The sequence below is a fragment of the Pontibacillus halophilus JSM 076056 = DSM 19796 genome, from assembly GCF_000425205.1.
GTDB lineage: Bacteria > Bacillota > Bacilli > Bacillales > BH030062 > Pontibacillus_A > Pontibacillus_A halophilus.
This window is the reverse complement of record NZ_AULI01000008.1, coordinates 1-15,003: the sequence shown is the minus strand read 5'-3', so window position 1 is coordinate 15,003 and position 15,003 is coordinate 1. Positions and strand designations below refer to the sequence as shown.

The 15,003-nt window shown below is 42.6% G+C and carries 16 protein-coding genes; 11 read left to right on the top strand and 5 right to left on the bottom strand.

The window, feature by feature from the left end; all coding sequences use genetic code 11:
• Positions 1-10 precede the first annotated feature (10 nt).
• Both H513_RS0108560 and H513_RS0108555 read left to right on the top strand, forming a co-directional pair.
• The gene (locus H513_RS0108560) at positions 11-1,099 is read left to right on the top strand and encodes a GerAB/ArcD/ProY family transporter (RefSeq protein ID WP_026800375.1); all 1,089 of its coding nucleotides are present in this window, start codon (positions 11-13) and stop codon (positions 1,097-1,099) included.
• The gene (locus tag H513_RS0108555) at positions 1,096-2,268 is read left to right on the top strand and encodes a Ger(x)C family spore germination protein (RefSeq protein ID WP_026800374.1); all 1,173 of its coding nucleotides are present in this window, start codon (positions 1,096-1,098) and stop codon (positions 2,266-2,268) included. The genes H513_RS0108560 and H513_RS0108555 overlap by 4 nt, the downstream gene beginning before the upstream one ends.
• 34 nt (positions 2,269-2,302) lie before the next feature.
• Here the strand turns inward: H513_RS0108555 and H513_RS0108550 are convergent, their stop codons facing one another.
• A complete protein-coding gene (locus H513_RS0108550) occupies positions 2,303-2,488 on the bottom strand; it encodes a hypothetical protein (RefSeq protein WP_026800373.1) in 186 nt (61 codons plus the stop codon).
• A gap of 55 nt (positions 2,489-2,543) precedes the next feature.
• Entirely contained in the window at positions 2,544-3,740 is a 1,197-nt protein-coding gene (locus H513_RS0108545) for a cation:proton antiporter (protein ID WP_026800372.1), read from the bottom strand.
• A 122-nt stretch (positions 3,741-3,862) separates the two neighbouring features.
• On the opposite strand from H513_RS0108545, the gene H513_RS0108540 reads away from it, so the two are divergent.
• Complete coding sequence (locus tag H513_RS0108540; RefSeq protein WP_026800371.1) at positions 3,863-4,099, top strand: hypothetical protein; 237 nt, start codon at positions 3,863-3,865, stop codon at positions 4,097-4,099.
• Positions 4,100-4,354: 255 nt separating this feature from the next.
• Here H513_RS0108540 and H513_RS0108535 read toward each other — a convergent pair whose 3' ends face one another.
• Positions 4,355-5,146, bottom strand: a complete 792-nt coding sequence (locus H513_RS0108535; RefSeq protein WP_026800370.1) for a TraR/DksA C4-type zinc finger protein — start codon at positions 5,144-5,146, stop codon at positions 4,355-4,357.
• A gap of 38 nt (positions 5,147-5,184) precedes the next feature.
• A complete protein-coding gene (locus H513_RS19860; RefSeq protein WP_036769680.1) occupies positions 5,185-5,445 on the bottom strand; it encodes a hypothetical protein in 261 nt (86 codons plus the stop codon).
• A 154-nt stretch (positions 5,446-5,599) separates the two neighbouring features.
• Here H513_RS19860 and H513_RS19855 point away from each other — a divergent pair, with 154 nt between their 5' ends.
• Positions 5,600-6,808, top strand: a complete 1,209-nt coding sequence (locus H513_RS19855) for a dicarboxylate/amino acid:cation symporter (protein WP_231572093.1) — start codon at positions 5,600-5,602, stop codon at positions 6,806-6,808.
• Positions 6,809-6,887: 79 nt separating this feature from the next.
• A complete protein-coding gene (locus H513_RS0108520) occupies positions 6,888-7,517 on the top strand; it encodes an FMN-dependent NADH-azoreductase (protein WP_026800369.1) in 630 nt (209 codons plus the stop codon).
• A 41-nt stretch (positions 7,518-7,558) separates the two neighbouring features.
• On the opposite strand, the gene H513_RS0108515 is transcribed toward H513_RS0108520, so the two are convergent.
• Positions 7,559-8,155: a biotin transporter BioY gene (locus tag H513_RS0108515; protein WP_026800368.1), complete on the bottom strand. Its 597-nt coding sequence runs from the start codon at positions 8,153-8,155 to the stop codon at positions 7,559-7,561.
• Positions 8,156-8,531: 376 nt separating this feature from the next.
• On the opposite strand from H513_RS0108515, the gene H513_RS0108510 reads away from it, so the two are divergent.
• The 6 genes from H513_RS0108510 (at position 8,532) to H513_RS0108485 (ending at position 14,835) form a co-directional block, all read left to right on the top strand.
• On the top strand, positions 8,532-10,688 hold the full coding sequence (locus H513_RS0108510; RefSeq protein WP_026800367.1) for a Z1 domain-containing protein: 2,157 nt from the start codon (positions 8,532-8,534) through the stop codon (positions 10,686-10,688).
• Positions 10,689-10,697: 9 nt separating this feature from the next.
• A complete protein-coding gene (gene pgmB / locus H513_RS0108505; RefSeq protein WP_026800366.1) occupies positions 10,698-11,354 on the top strand; it encodes a beta-phosphoglucomutase in 657 nt (218 codons plus the stop codon).
• Positions 11,355-11,699: 345 nt separating this feature from the next.
• On the top strand, positions 11,700-12,770 hold the full coding sequence (locus tag H513_RS0108500) for an AI-2E family transporter (protein WP_026800365.1): 1,071 nt from the start codon (positions 11,700-11,702) through the stop codon (positions 12,768-12,770).
• Between the two features lie 87 nt (positions 12,771-12,857).
• Positions 12,858-13,589: a DUF459 domain-containing protein gene (locus H513_RS0108495; RefSeq protein ID WP_026800364.1), complete on the top strand. Its 732-nt coding sequence runs from the start codon at positions 12,858-12,860 to the stop codon at positions 13,587-13,589.
• Between the two features lie 42 nt (positions 13,590-13,631).
• Positions 13,632-14,333 (top strand): ribose 5-phosphate isomerase A, encoded by a 702-nt coding sequence (gene rpiA, locus H513_RS0108490; protein WP_026800363.1) that lies wholly within the window; start codon positions 13,632-13,634, stop codon positions 14,331-14,333.
• Positions 14,334-14,409: 76 nt separating this feature from the next.
• Positions 14,410-14,835 (top strand): pyridoxamine 5'-phosphate oxidase family protein, encoded by a 426-nt coding sequence (locus tag H513_RS0108485; RefSeq protein ID WP_026800362.1) that lies wholly within the window; start codon positions 14,410-14,412, stop codon positions 14,833-14,835.
• Positions 14,836-15,003: the final 168 nt, after the last annotated feature.

Sequence of the window (15,003 nt, the reverse complement as noted above, 5' to 3'; positions counted from 1 at the left end):
GAATCATAGTATGAATGGAAATTCCAATCGGCTGCTCTCTACCACGCAAGTGTCAGTCGGGATTGCATCCACGATGCTTGGGGTAGGTATGATTACATTGCCAAGAGAAGTACTTTCCGCTTCAAAGGCAGCATCAGGATGGGTCAGCGTACTTATTGTAGGGTGCTTAGTGGTTTTCATTTCCTTGGCATTCGTGCATCTGAATAACCGTTACCCGGACCGAACCTATTTTCAGTATAGCGATGTAATTGTAGGGAAATTTATTGCGTGGTGGCTCACCCTATTTGCAACGTTCTACTATACGGTGTTTGCAGCCTATGAAGTACGCGCAATGGCTGAACTAATTCGGATGTTTATTCTTGATCGTACTCCGATACAAGTTACGATTATTATATTTATTGCTTCTGCCATCTATTTAATCATGGGGGGAGCATATGCAATCTTTCGGTTAACGGAGCTCTATTTTCCGTTTATCCTTCTCTTTATTATTATCATCATTGCACTCAGTTCAAGTAAGTTCGAGATAAATCATATACGACCATTCTTTGAAGGGGCAACTCCAATCATCAAAGGGATGACAGGAACCGTAATCTCGTTTATAGGGTTTGAAGTAATACTGTTCCTACAATCCATGATGAAAAATCCAGGTGAAGCTCGTAAAGCCGTCTTCATCGGAGTAGTGGTGCCGACGCTCATCTACGCCGTAATCGTGTTAGCTGTCGCTGGAATCATGGGAGTGGGGGAGACGATTACACTCGTGTTTCCATTAATGGAGCTCGCGAAGTCGATTGAACTTCAAGACTTCTTCTTTGAACGATTTGAGACTTTTTTCATTCCGTTATGGATCCTTGTCATTTTCACAACTTTTGTTGTGAGCTTATATGTAGCTTCGCTTGGATTAAAGAAGTTGTTTCGTATCCCTAGTGGGAAAGCGATCTACTTACTGATTCCAATTTGCTACTTAATGGCGATGACTCCTAAGAACATCAACCAAGTATTCCAAGTAGGGGACTTGATTTTCTATTTGATGGTGGGAACGATGGTGTTCATGCCTTTGCTGTTACTAGTGGTTTCCTTTGTAAGGGGGCACAAGGGATGAGAAGGCTGTTACTTATTACGTTTTCATTGTTTTTATTGAGTGGTTGCTGGGACCACCAAGAGGTTGAGGAGCTCGGAATCGTCACAGGGGTCGGCATCGATCAATCACAGGAAGATGACGAGAAGTTACGTGTGACGAATCAGTACGTCATTCCAAGCGCTGTGTCTACGAGACCTAAAGGAAGCTCTTCTGGTTTAAGTCCCTTTATTAACGAAACGTTAGAAGCAGGCAATGTTCTCGATACCATTCGTGACCAGTCTCTCTATGTAGGGAAACCTCCCTACTACTACCACTTGAAAGTCGTTGTTCTAAGTCAAGAATTAGTGGAACAAGAGAGTATGTTGGATTTACTGTTTTTCTTCTTTCGAGACCATGAAATTAGAAGAAGTGTGGGGCTTATCGTGGCAAGAGATTCAGCCGAAACGTTGCTCAGCCAATCGTTCTTAAAAGATGAAGTTCCTTCCATTCAGCTAGAGAAAATATCGTATAACTATCTTGCGAAAACGGCACGAATGGCTCCATCCGTTACGCTAGGGGGCGCCTCTAAGGACTTTGCTCACAAGAAGAGCTTTGTCATACAGTTAGGGGATGTGTTCGAAGGGAAAGTAAGGATAGAAGGTGGAGCGGTTATCGATGCCCAAAAAGCGAAAATGGTTGCGACTCTATCTCCTGAAGAGACGGAAGCCTATAACTGGATAACAGAACAGTCGGATGCTGGAGTGATCCAAGCGAGTACGAATGGAGAAGAGGAACGGTTCGCATATGAAATTCGGGATGTTACTAGTAAAGTAAAAGTGAGAAAAGAATCTGGACAATTAACATACGATATATCCGTTCACTTCCAGGGCAAATTAGGTGAAGACTATAGTCCGCCAAGTTCATCCTTCCAACCAGAATATATCAACAAGAGGGAAAAGGCTCTACAAGAGACGCTAAAGAAGAGATTAGTAATGGCTATGGAACGTGCGCAACATGAATATGAGGTTGATTTCTACGAATTTATGGAACCCTTTCGAATTAAGTATGTGAAAGAATGGTACAAAGTGAAAGACAATTGGAACGAAGTCTTTAGTGAGGCAACTGTGAACTTCGATGTTCAGGTTGAGATTGATCATTTCCAGGATGTCGGAAGGAAATTGCCTTATAATCCACCTGTAGAAGGTGATTGATAGGAAAGGGGCGTTCTAGAGAACGCCCCTTTCTTCATGTATCTTCTTTTGCCCCGCAGATTTTTTTTCCTTCTCGCCCTTTTTTTGAGTTACGGTTCGCACCTTTCATAGGGTGTTCACCTTGAGCAAACTCAGCGGAATAGTCATTCTGAGCGATACTCTCCGTTGGGGTTGTATTGACCTTTGCAGCTGCATCATAAGTTGCTTTACGTTTCGTCATTCCATTTCCCTCCTTCCATTATATCGTTAGCATGCGAAGGGGAGGGGGGAGCTATTCATCGCGATTTCTTTCGCTGTAACTGTTTCGATAAAGGATATATTCCTATACTTTGTAAACCTAGTGAGAGTAGGACAGCGATAAAGGTTACAGAGAAGAGGGGTTCTGCTCGCTCGCCCAATTGAGCTTGAACCGTCAACAGAAGGGCAACGGACATCGTTCCTTTAATCCCGGCCCACGTTAAAAGAGCAGAATCCTGCCATTGAAACTGATGTCTCCAATTCGGGTTACTGTTCAAGCTGAAATACAGTACAACAAAACGGACAAGTAAAGCTAGTATGAAGAGTACAACAGCGAAGGACCAGTAAGTCCATTGAACTGAACCAGCTGCTTCAATGCCGATCATAAGAAAGAGCAATGACAATAGTGAAGGCTCTACAACATCCCAAAACCCGTCTAAGCTTTCTCGATAGTGGTCTTCCTTATTCGTATGTGAGAATTCATAGGATAATAATATACCTGTTGTTACAGTTGCCAACACTCCAGAAACACCTAGATGCTCAGCAATATAGAACGCTCCATATGCCAATACGATGCTCAACATGACCTGGTATTCTTTATGATGGGTGACATGAACAGCCTTACTTAAGGCCCATCCTAATGCAAATCCGATGGCAATTCCTCCTGCAGAAACGAGAAAGAATTCACTGATAAAGTTCGTCATGGAGAATGATTCATTCTGTCCATACATGCCAAGGAAAATCGAGAATAAGACGATGCTCGTGCCATCATTAATCATCGATTCCCCTTCCACTACATCTGCAATGGCCTCATCATTTGAGGATTGCTTTAGAATGGATACAACAGAGACTGGGTCTGTTGGCGTAAGAATTGAGGCAATCAAGAGTCCCTCTAAAATGGTTAATGTCATAAATGGCGTGCTGAGAAGATGAATCGCAACGCCAAGTAAGAAAGCGGTAGCGAGCAGCCCAATTGTGCTCAACAATGTAATCATACCTGCATGCTTCTTTAACGAGGATACGGAGAAACGATACGCCGAAACGAATAGAAGTGCAGGAAGAAACCCTTTAAACAGGATACCCTCCGTTATTGTAAGGTCATTGAAGAGAGAGAAGACCGATAATCCCAGTCCGATTATGACGAGTATGACAGGAACAGGGAAATAAGTCTGTTTCTTATCTAACGTGAAAGTGAGATAGCCAATGAGTAATAGAAATAATAATGCGTGTTCCATGAGGTTCCTCCTTCCCCAATTAGATACTTCCCAACTTCTAATTGGCAGAAACGCTTTGTTTAATTGCGCCTACTAAAAGGAAAGATAAATACTAATACAATATATTGAGTGGAGGAATAAGTATGGCTAATTACAACCTAAGTAAAAATCATTTGGCACAAGCGTTTAATGCGAACGAGAAGCTAAACGAAGCGTTAGATGGGGAGATGGAGAAGAAGCCTGATTCATCAGAAGCAGATCAAGTAATGGCTGCGTACTATATGAACAACAATACTGCGGCGGTAGACGTTGTCAATCGTGATAAAGAACGAGCTGAAGAAGAAGCAGACGATATTCTAGGTCGTAGTCGTCACGAATAAATAGAAAGCGTCTTGCTATCTCTTTCCTAAGGCTGTCGAGAACTTTCTCGGCAGCCTTATTTCATTCATTTACATGCACTGCACATCAGCTAAGTCCGAGACTTTTGATACGCCGTTTTCACAAGGGGGCAGACGATTCTCTGTAGAAAGGGAGTGGTCCTTTCCTTTAAGTAAGGAAGAACGCATATAGAGAAATAAGCCGTTTCTCTATAAGCTAAAGAAAGAGCCATCTTCTGTAATGGCTCTTTCCTTGTGTTATTCTTCAATCCATTCGTCCTCATGTAGCAGTTCATCCTCTAGATAGCTGTCTCCTTTATGATAAGGAATGTTCCCGACAACGGATTCAACCCCGTCTTCATCAAGCCGCTCCTCATATTCCTCATGCAAATCATTCGGATAAACCTTCACGTCATTGCCATATAAATCGTTCCCTGCGAAAGCTTCATAATCTTCTACGTAGCTTACAGCATCGTCCGATTGATAATACGTATTGCTGTAATTATCGATGTCGCCTTGTGCTTGAAAGTCGCTTGGCGTCTCAGATGTGCCGTACCGAGCTACGTCTTGAAACGTATCCTCACCATCATAGAAGTTGGCGTTCGTTCCGCTATAATCATATTGGTCGAAGCCTGGATACAGAACATCTTCTTCTAGGGAACGTGTTTCATCTGACACTTCTTCCTGATTCAGACTGTGTTCGTAGCAAGTAGATGTGGTGGGGATTGCTTCAAGCCTTTGGAGTGGAATCTCTTTCCCACAAACTTCACATGTGCCATACGTGTTTTGAGTCATGCGTTGGAATGCGTGTGCAATCTCATTTAATTCAGTTTCTGCGTGTTCATTCAAGGCGACGTCTTTGCCTCGTTCGTATAGAGCGGTCGCTGTATCCCCAGGATGATTATCATAATTGGATAGTTCTCCGACGGAATCCTGAACGTTCTCTATTTCAAGACCAAAGTGATCTGTGTCTTCAAGCATATCCGCGATTTCTTTTTGTCTTTCAACCAGTTTAGAACGGAGTAAGTCAAGCTGTTGATTGGTAAGCATAAATAGGCCTCCCTTTCTTCATGTCATTCCTCTTAGGCTTATTGTTTACTTACTAGTGGTGGAACATGTATCTCGGTGGAATAGGCTTCATGAAGTTCTTTCATCATCCGGTCGAAGTACTTATCATTTACAAATTGCTCACGGTTCCAATTGTTCTCAAGCCAATGAATCAATTCTTGAGCGGTATTAAAGATTTCGCCACTTGTATCCTCTTTCTTAATCATATACCGGCCATTGTCTTCATCAATGGTTATTTCACACGGGTAAGCGCCCTCTTTGCTCTTTAAATAGTAGTCCATTATCGTGTTTGCCTCTCTTTGTTTTTCGTTAGTGTAAGCGTACTGGGTATGAGCTATTCGTTCCTTTACAAATTACGTATTGTCAGAGGACGAAAAAGCCTGTATACTGACTCCATATTAGAAACACATGTGTTTACCTAAGGAGGACATCGGCGTGAAAATAGGCTTACTACCCAAATTATTAGTAGCAATCGCACTCGGAATCGTGGCAGGCTCTTTCTTACCTGAAGAAGGAATTCGTGGATTTGCCACGTTTAATGGATTGTTTAGCAATTTCCTTGATTTCATTATTCCACTTATTATTGTAGGCTTCATTGCACCAGGAATTGGAGAATTAGGAAGAGGGGCAGGGAAGACGGTCGGACTGACAGCTGGCATTGCGTATGCATCTACCGTCCTTGCTGGTCTACTTGCATACGGAGTAGCCAAAGTGCTCTATCCGAGTTTTCTTACATTTGGTGGTTTAAGCGGTTCTTATGATAACCCTGAGGAATTCCTACAAGAACCTTTCTTTACATTAAATATGCCTCCGTTGTTTAGTGTCATGACGGCATTGGTTTTCGCATTTATTCTCGGTTTAGGTATGTCCCGGGTTGAAGGAAATGCACTTCTACGTGTGATGGATGAATTCCGCCAAGTCATTAAACTTGTCATTCAATACGTCATTATCCCATTACTTCCGTTCCATATCTTCGGAATCTTTGCGAATATGACGTTTGGCGGTCAAGTCGCGATGATTATGTCTACATTCCTTAAGGTATTTGCCATCATTATTCTTGTTCATCTTACAATGCTCCTCTTGCAATACTCTGCAGCAGCGGGGGTATCAAAACGGAATTTATTCTCCTTGTTGAAAACGATGATACCAGCTTACTTCACAGCACTTGGTACACAATCTTCTGCTTCAACAATCCCAGTAACGCTCGAGCAAACAAAGAAAAATGGCGTTCGTTCAAGAGTGGCGGATTTCGTAGTCCCTCTTGGGGCAAACATACACCTATCAGGAAGTATGATTACCATCGTGAGTCTGGCTACGGCTGTGATGATGTTACGTGGAGATGTAGCTTCTTTCTTGACTATGCTTCAATTTGTGGCGATGTTAGGGGTAATCATGGTAGCAGCTCCGGGTGTGCCAGGTGGTGGCGTAATGGCTGCTGTACCAATCTTGACTTCTGTGCTGGCATTCGACAGCACGATGATTTCCTTAATGATTGCGCTGTATTTGGCACAAGATAGCTTTGGCACAGCTACAAATGTGACAGGAGATGGTGCCATTTCGGTACTGGTGGATCGATTTACGAGTGATGAGGCGTTCCAAGCGGAGGAACAAGGGGATAGGTACTACCAGAAAGTGTCTGGGTAACGTCTTATATTTCAAGCCTACCGTGGAAAGCTAGTGGTGTGTGACAAGGCACAGCTATTGAGAAGCGGAGGCGTTACATGTGACAACATTATTATCTGTTCAAGCAAATCCTCGTGAAACGCATCATTCCTACTCGTTACGATTGCTGCATGACTTTTTGGCTGCCTTTAAAGAAGCTCATCCAGATAGCGATGTGCATCATTTGAACCTTTATCGAGACCATGTACCTGTTGTGGACTATGATACCTTCTCTGGTTGGGGGAAGATTGCAAATAATGAAGAGTTAAGTCACACAGAGAAGCAGAAAGTAGACCGTATGGGGGAATTGAGAGACCAATTTATGGCTGCTGATTATGTCGTAGTAGCTGCACCGATGTGGAATTTCAGCTATCCTCCGATGGTGAAAGCGTATATAGATTGTATTGTTTCAGCTGGTCATACGTTTAAATATGAAGCTGATGGGACTCCAGTTGGGCTCTTGGATGACCGCCCTGTCGTTCTTATTGAGGCTCGTGGTGGGATTTACTCGGAAGGTCCAGCTAAAGACTTAGAGCATACAGAGAGTTATATGAAAGACATCATGGGATTAATGGGCATTCGAACTGTTCCTGTGATTCGCTGTGAAGGTGTAGCGGCGAAGCCAGATCAAGCTGAAGCCATTTATGAGAAGGCTAAAGTGGAAGCAGAACAAGTTGCCCGTGACTTATAGGAAAGAAGCCAGAACCTTCATTGGTTCTGGCTTCTTTTCGCTTATGCTGATTTTTGTCTTCTAAATTGACTATTCTGAAGGACAGAACGTTCGAGTCGATATCCAAAGAAGGCAGCTACAATTGCGAGTGCTAAATCTTTCACAAGAAAGGGTGCCATTCCCATCCAAGCAACCGTATAGGAGTAGCCATCTGGTAGCCCTACCCAAAATACGTAAGCCCCATATAGCCAGTTTACACCTACTACATAGTTAATGATAAGTCCAACGACAGTTGCGAAGATATAGATTGGAAGAGAGCGCTTGTGTTCCACAATCTTACCTACAACATAGGCTAAGAGAATATAAGATAGAATAAATCCAAAAGTAGGGGTGACGAGAGTATCAAAGCCTGCCCCAAACCGAGCAAATACAGGCGCACCTGCTAACCCAACCAACAGGTACACACAAAGGGAAATGGCTCCCATTCGACTGCCTAATACAATTCCCGCAAGGATTGCAACAAAGGTCTGCAATGTGAGCGGAACGTTCCAAATTTGAAGAAATGGTGCATAACTTGTGATGTTCGCCCCAATTGCCATAAGGGCAACGAACATCGCTCCTAGCGTTAGATCAAGTGTTGTAAACTTCGATTTGCTCATTGTCTTCTGCCTCCCTAACTATGTACCCCCAATTAAACGCCCTCCATACAATCATACATATATAAAGGTGAATTCTTTATGTAAGTCGTTCACGCACACGAGGCGAATCGTCGAACATCAAGCGTAATTGGATGTTACCCGTATCATAATCATAGTTTCATGCATTGTCAACGTTATATCAACAATGGTTAACAATATGCTCGAAGAAGAACGATAGAATGAAAAATAATGATATTACTGAATTGGCGGTGAAGATGACTGCCGTAATGCCTATCGGTTTGCCTCTTCCGATTTTTTGTTAACTCTAGTAAAATACTAGGGGTTTCAATCAATGATTGAACCACTATGAACGTTGTATAATCAAGGAGAAGAAATCATGAATCGAAAAGGTTATTTCTATAAAACGATGGCAGAGCAAAATCAATATGATTTACCTACAAAGCATGCTCTTAAGGATGTTATTCATAATCTCCTTCGGGAAGAAACAAACATGAGACGCCCTGGCATGCTGCTTGGGAAAATTCAAAGTGGAAAGACACGTACATTTATCGGCGCGCTCGCTCTGGCCTTTGATAATGGGTATGACATAGGCGTTGTATTCACCAAAGGGACGAAAGCGTTAGCTAGACAAACGACCCAGCGATTAGAAGAGGAATATCGAACATTCATTGAACGGGATGAACTTCAAGTCTTTGACATCATGAATGTTCCAGAGAATTTAGTTCCTTATGAATTGAAGCAGAAACTCGTCTTTGTCGTAAAGAAGGAGAAGCACAACATAGAACGCTTAAATAAGGTGCTCTTTGAACGATATCCATCGTTAGCGGAGAAGCGAGCACTCCTAATTGACGATGAAGCAGATTTCGCGAGTGTAGGATTTGAGAAGACAGAACGAGAGACGTACGACTTACGGACGATATCAGGTGCTCTTGATGACCTACGTAGTCGTTTATCTAGGAGCAGTTTCCTCCAAGTGACTGCAACCCCGTATTCTCTTTACTTGCAACCAGAGAATTACCATTTCAAAGAATCAGAGAAGATGTTCAAGCCGGTTCGACCTGGCTTCACAACTCTTGTCCCCGTACCTGATGAGTATGTGGGAGGGGAGTTCTACTTTGAAGAGAGTGAACAGGAAGGGTCATTGGCTTCCTTTGTCTATGAGAGTATCGATCCTGAGGAACTCCTGATTATGAAGAAGGAAGACCGGAGAAGATTTAAACTGGAACAAGCGCTTACAAGCCAAAAGATTTCCTCAATGAGAAGGGCGATTCTTCAATTTATTGTTGGCGGTTTAATGAGAAGAATACAGGAGCGTACAGAAGGTCGAAGTCTCCCTAAATACAGCTTTATCATCCACACGGAAATGAAGAAAAGCACGCATGAGTGGCAAGAACAAATAGCACGAAGCGTTGTTGAACAGTTGACCATGGGGTTAGAGGAATCACCACAATTAGTACGAGAAGAAATACAGTTGGCCTATGAATCATTACGACAATCCTTACGAGCCGAACACTGTAGTGATGATATCCCCTCCTTCCAGTCTGTCTTGTATGAAGTATCCTATGCTCTTCAGGATGGACAAATCCTAGTGGCCAAGGTGAATTCAGAAGGGCAAATTGAGGAATTGCTGAACGAAAAGGGTGAATTAAAGCTTAGAACACCACTCACCATCTTTATTGGGGGTCAATTGCTTGACCGTGGGATTACCATCTCCAATCTGATTGGATTCTATTATGGAAGAAATCCGCGTAAAGTGCAGCAGGACACTGTCTTACAACATTCTCGTATGTATGGCTTTCGTGCTAGGAAGGATTTGGCAGTCACCCGTTTCTATACAACCCGAGAAATTTACGAAACGATGAAGCGAATTCACGAATTTGATCGGAGCTTACAAGACGCATTCGAGAGTGGTGGGCATGATGGTGGGGTTGTCTTCTTACAAGCTGACACCAATGGAAAGATTGTTCCATGTTCACCAAATAAAATTATGTTATCTAAGACAACTACGTTGAAACCATGGAAGCGAATGTTACCACTAGGCTTTCAGACTGGCTACAAAACGCATATCCAAAAATCCGTTAAGGCGATTGACCGTCTGTTACAAGGAAGAGAGAAAGAACCCTTCTTACTAGACATCGAACTTGCGAAGAAGATTATCCAGTACATTGGGGAGACCCTGACATTTAATGAAGGGTATGAGTGGGACAAGGAAGCGTTCCTATCAACCATGCAGTATTTATCAAGTCAATCAGAGGAGCATAAAGGAAAAGTATGGATTATTCCGCGAATGAATCGTGACATAGCTCGCTTTGATGAGCAGGGTAGATTCATATCGGCACCTGACACGCCAACTGGGGAAGTCGGTCAAGCCCGTACGCTTGCAGTAGATACACCAGCGCTTATTTTGTTACGGGAGAATGGTAGGAAAGAAAAGGGATGGATGGACGCAGCGTTCTACTGGCCAGTTCTCATTACTCCGAGCACCACACCGTCCACGATTTATACAAGCGGCATGGATACAGGGAAAGGATGACGTACAATTATGAAACAACTACAGGGTGTCTTATTTGATCTTGACGGGGTCATAGTGGATACTGTTCCGTATTATTACGAAGCTACAAAGCAACTCGCCGACGAACTCCGATTGCCATTTAGTGAAGAGGACAATATTAGATTCCAAGGAAGACCTAGAATGGATTTAATGAACCACCTCGTCGGAGATCGCTACACGCATGAAGAAAAGGTGGAACTCGGAGAGCGGCGTAATCGGTATTATCAAGAAAGAATTGCAACCTTAACAAGGGCAGATATGATGCCAGGTATAGAAGACTTTATTGAGCAACTCCTTAAAGAAGGCATTCCAATCGCGTTAACCTCATCAAGTTCCAATGCTGAATTTGTATTACAACAAATCCAATTACTTGACGCTTTCACAGCAGTCATTGATCCGAAATCGGTCTCTAAAGGAAAACCACACCCTGATATCTTTCTTAAAGGTGCAGAAGCCATTATGGTTCCAGAAGAGAATTGCGTGGCTATAGAGGACGGGGAAGCAGGACTAGCTGCTATTCTCCAAACGAATATGTATGCCGTAGGAATTGGTCCTTATGACCACCTGCAGCAAGCAGACTGGCATATTCTTGATTCAACAAAATTAACAGTGTCTGCTTTGAAAGAAAACTTCTATAAGAAACAATAAACCATCTACTATGTGTAGATGGTTTTTCTTTATTTGCTATGCTAAAGCTCTCTTTGATTTGTTGACTTCTTGAGCAAACGCTCGCATTTTTAAACCTTGGATTTGGGACTTTTGTTGAATGGGTTGCTAGGACAGCACGATTCCATATTGTGTTGCTGTAGATAGTATTGGAAGGTGCTCTTTCTTGCTATAGGGATTGGATTCATACATGATGAGAAGAACTTTACTAGTATAGAGATCTTGTTTCCAAAAAGCACCAAACATAATTGTAAAAATTTTTATGTTATAAACCTAGGTCGCATGGGGAATGGACTTTCATATGCTGACAAGATTGGAGGGAAGGATATGTGGTGGAGGAATCGTTATTATCGAAATAGTGTAGCGATTATTCTATTTTTAATTGTTGTTATTCTGTTAAGGGAGCTTGAGGTGTTCAAGCCTGTCAAAACAATTATTGGCACATTGTTTTACCCATTACTGATTTCTGGATTTCTCTATTATTTATTTAAACCGTTTGTAAGGCTACTTAGGCGGCCGAAGTGGATGAATGATTTGGCTGCTATCTTAACTTTATACACGTTCTTCGGAGCAGCCCTATATGGGTTATACCGTGCATTTTGGAAACCTCTTCAAGAGCAATTCTCAAAGATTTCAGAAGAACTCCCTTCTAAACTGAAACAATCTACGAAAGAAGCGGAGAAAGCGATTGAGGAAAATGATATGGGCATGCTCTCTGTTCAAAATTTGCAGCAAAAAGCGGCAAATGGATTGAATGACGTGGTGCAATCATTAGGGGATGACTTAATGCAAATTGCTTCCACGCTCACCGGCGCAACGACTGTATTATTTGTTGTTCCATTTGTCTTGTTCTATTTGTTAAAAGACGACCACAAATTAATTCCATTCTTGCTACGTTATGTCCCGAAGAAGCATGAATCCAAAGGGAGAAAGCTGTTAAAGCGGATGGATGATACGTTATCGGCTTATGTGGTAGGCCAGGTGACAGTGGCTATTGTAGACGGACTTCTTATGTATGTAAGCTATCTCATTCTCGGGATGCCGTATGCGCTGTTGTTAGGTCTCTTTGTGACATTAACGGCGGTAGTCCCATTCTTTGGGCCTATTATCGGTGTGCTACCAGCTCTTGTCGTAGCTCTCACTCAGCAGCCGATACTAGTTGTGTATGTTCTTGTTGCCTTAGTTATTGTTCAACAGCTAGAAGGGAATCTAGTAGCACCACTTGTGCTTGGGAAACGACTTAAAGTTCATCCATTGACCATTATTCTGTTGCTCATTGTAGCGGCAGCCTTGTATGGATTTGTAGGAATGTTAATTGCTATCCCTACCTATGCAGTGGTGAAGGTCATTGTTGTCACGATGTACCGATTATATCAATTAAGGGAGCACGCCCAATAAGGAGGCGTGCTCTCCATGTAGATTGGAAAACTTTTCTCTACATAATCCACCATAGAAACCAAAAACTACCTTAGAGGTGATGTGAGAATGAAGTTCATTCGATATTTTTTAATCAGTTTGCTCCTATCCATAATTGTAGGCATTTTAGTTCAGCAAGCGTTTGCCGCAAATGAGAATCTTACATATGTTGCGTTAGGTGATTCACTTGCTGAAGGGGTGAATGACCAAGGTGAGAAGGGGAAGAGTTATGCTGATTATATAGCGGAACGATTTGAGGAAGATGGAACGGGTGTTGATTTCAAGAAGGAGTATGCAACAGCAGGCTTTACTTCAGAGGATCTTAGGAATCAGCTTAAAAAGCGGGAAGTGAAGCATCAGGTGAAAGAGGCGGATTTGATCACGATTAGTATTGGAGCGAATGACTTCCTAAGTCTTGTTAAGAAGGATGAGAACGGGAAGATTCGCTTTAAACCTGAGGATTTGGCCCCTACACTTGCTCACATCCAGGAGAACGTTCGAGAAAGTATTGCATCAATCCGTAAGCTGAATAAAGAAGCGGATATTTATGTGAGTGGGTATTACTATCCGTTCCCGCACATGAAGAACAAAGATTTGTCTAATACGTTGAAGGAAGTCACACGATGGTTAAATGGGACAATTCAGGATGTCGTTGAGAAAGAAGGAGCTACATACGTTCCTGTATTTGAGAAGTTTGAGGAAGACCCAACCACCTATGTTCCGAATCCAAAGAATATCCATCCGAATGAAGCGGGATACCGTGTGATGGCAGAGGCCTTTTTTGATGTGTATGAAGATTAGTCCTTGTATTCACAGGGAATCTTAGGAAAGGAGGGGATTTACATGAGTTGGACGAACCCGTTAGCTATAGAGCAACTATGGTCCAAAGACATTTCAGACTTTGAAGCGAAGAAACGAGTTGGAGAGAAAGTGGCTGAGAAAGTAAGGGATGGAGATGTTATCGGAGTAGGTTCAGGTTCGACTGCATACGTAGCGCTCCTTTCCATTCAAGAACGGATTAAAAGTGAGGGATTAACTGTTAAAGCGATTCCCACTTCCCACGAAATGACCTTAACTTGTGCACAGCTCGGTATTCCTGTGACAACCCTCCAAGCGAATCGTCCCCATTGGGGATTCGATGGGGCTGATGAGGTTGATGATCAGCGGAGGTTGGTTAAAGGACGTGGTGGAGCGTTATTTCGAGAGAAGCTCGTGATGGCTAGCAGTCCCCTCACTTATATCTTAGTCGACCCGTCTAAGTTTGTAGGGAAACTAGGAGAAAAATTCCCTATACCCGTTGAGGTGCATCCTGAGGCCATCCATCTTGTGCAAGAACGACTAGAGGCGATAAGAGAAGTAGAAGGCAGCATGCTTCGTCCTGCAGATGGGAAAGATGGTCCGATTGTGACAGAAAATGGCCACCTCATTCTAGACGTTTCCGTTCATACCGTACCTGCTAAGTTTGAAGCCTATTTGAAAGGGATGACGGGTGTAGTAGAAAGTGGCTTATTTGAGGATTATCGGATAGAAATTCTATCTCTATGACACATTCGTACGTTTAGGATTCGGCTTACTGAGGAAATTTAATTGTTAACAACAGATAGGTTAGGAGTGAATCATGATGACAGAACAAGAAGTGAAACAAAAGGCACAAGAAATCATGGAGAAACACCATATTGGTACACTTGCGACAGTAAAGAATGACAAGCCACACACTCGATACATGACATTCTTTAATCGCGACTTTACGCTATACACACCGACAGATGAAGATACGCACAAGACAGATGAAATTGAAGAGAATCCAAATGTTCACATCTTAATTGGTTATGAAGGTGATGGATATGAGGACCCTTATCTTGAAATAGAAGGTAAGGCAACAATGAGGAAAGATAAAGAAATTAAGCAAGATATTTGGAACGACCAACTAAATCGCTACTTTGAAGGCCCGGAAGATCAAAATATGGTTGTCTTAGAGATTAAGCCATCTATTATTCGTCTTATGAATGACGGGAAAGAAACCCCTCAGACCATCCCATTTAAATAGTTAAAAGGCTCGCCGTATCGGCGAGCCTTTTTTTAGGCTCTAAAATATTTGTTGGGGTACGTAGAAAATTTGGCATAAAAAAACACGCAAGCTCCAATCTTTACTACACTTGAATTGACGAGAAACAAATCAGTAAAGGAGTTGCGTGTACGTGTATTCTAACATCCC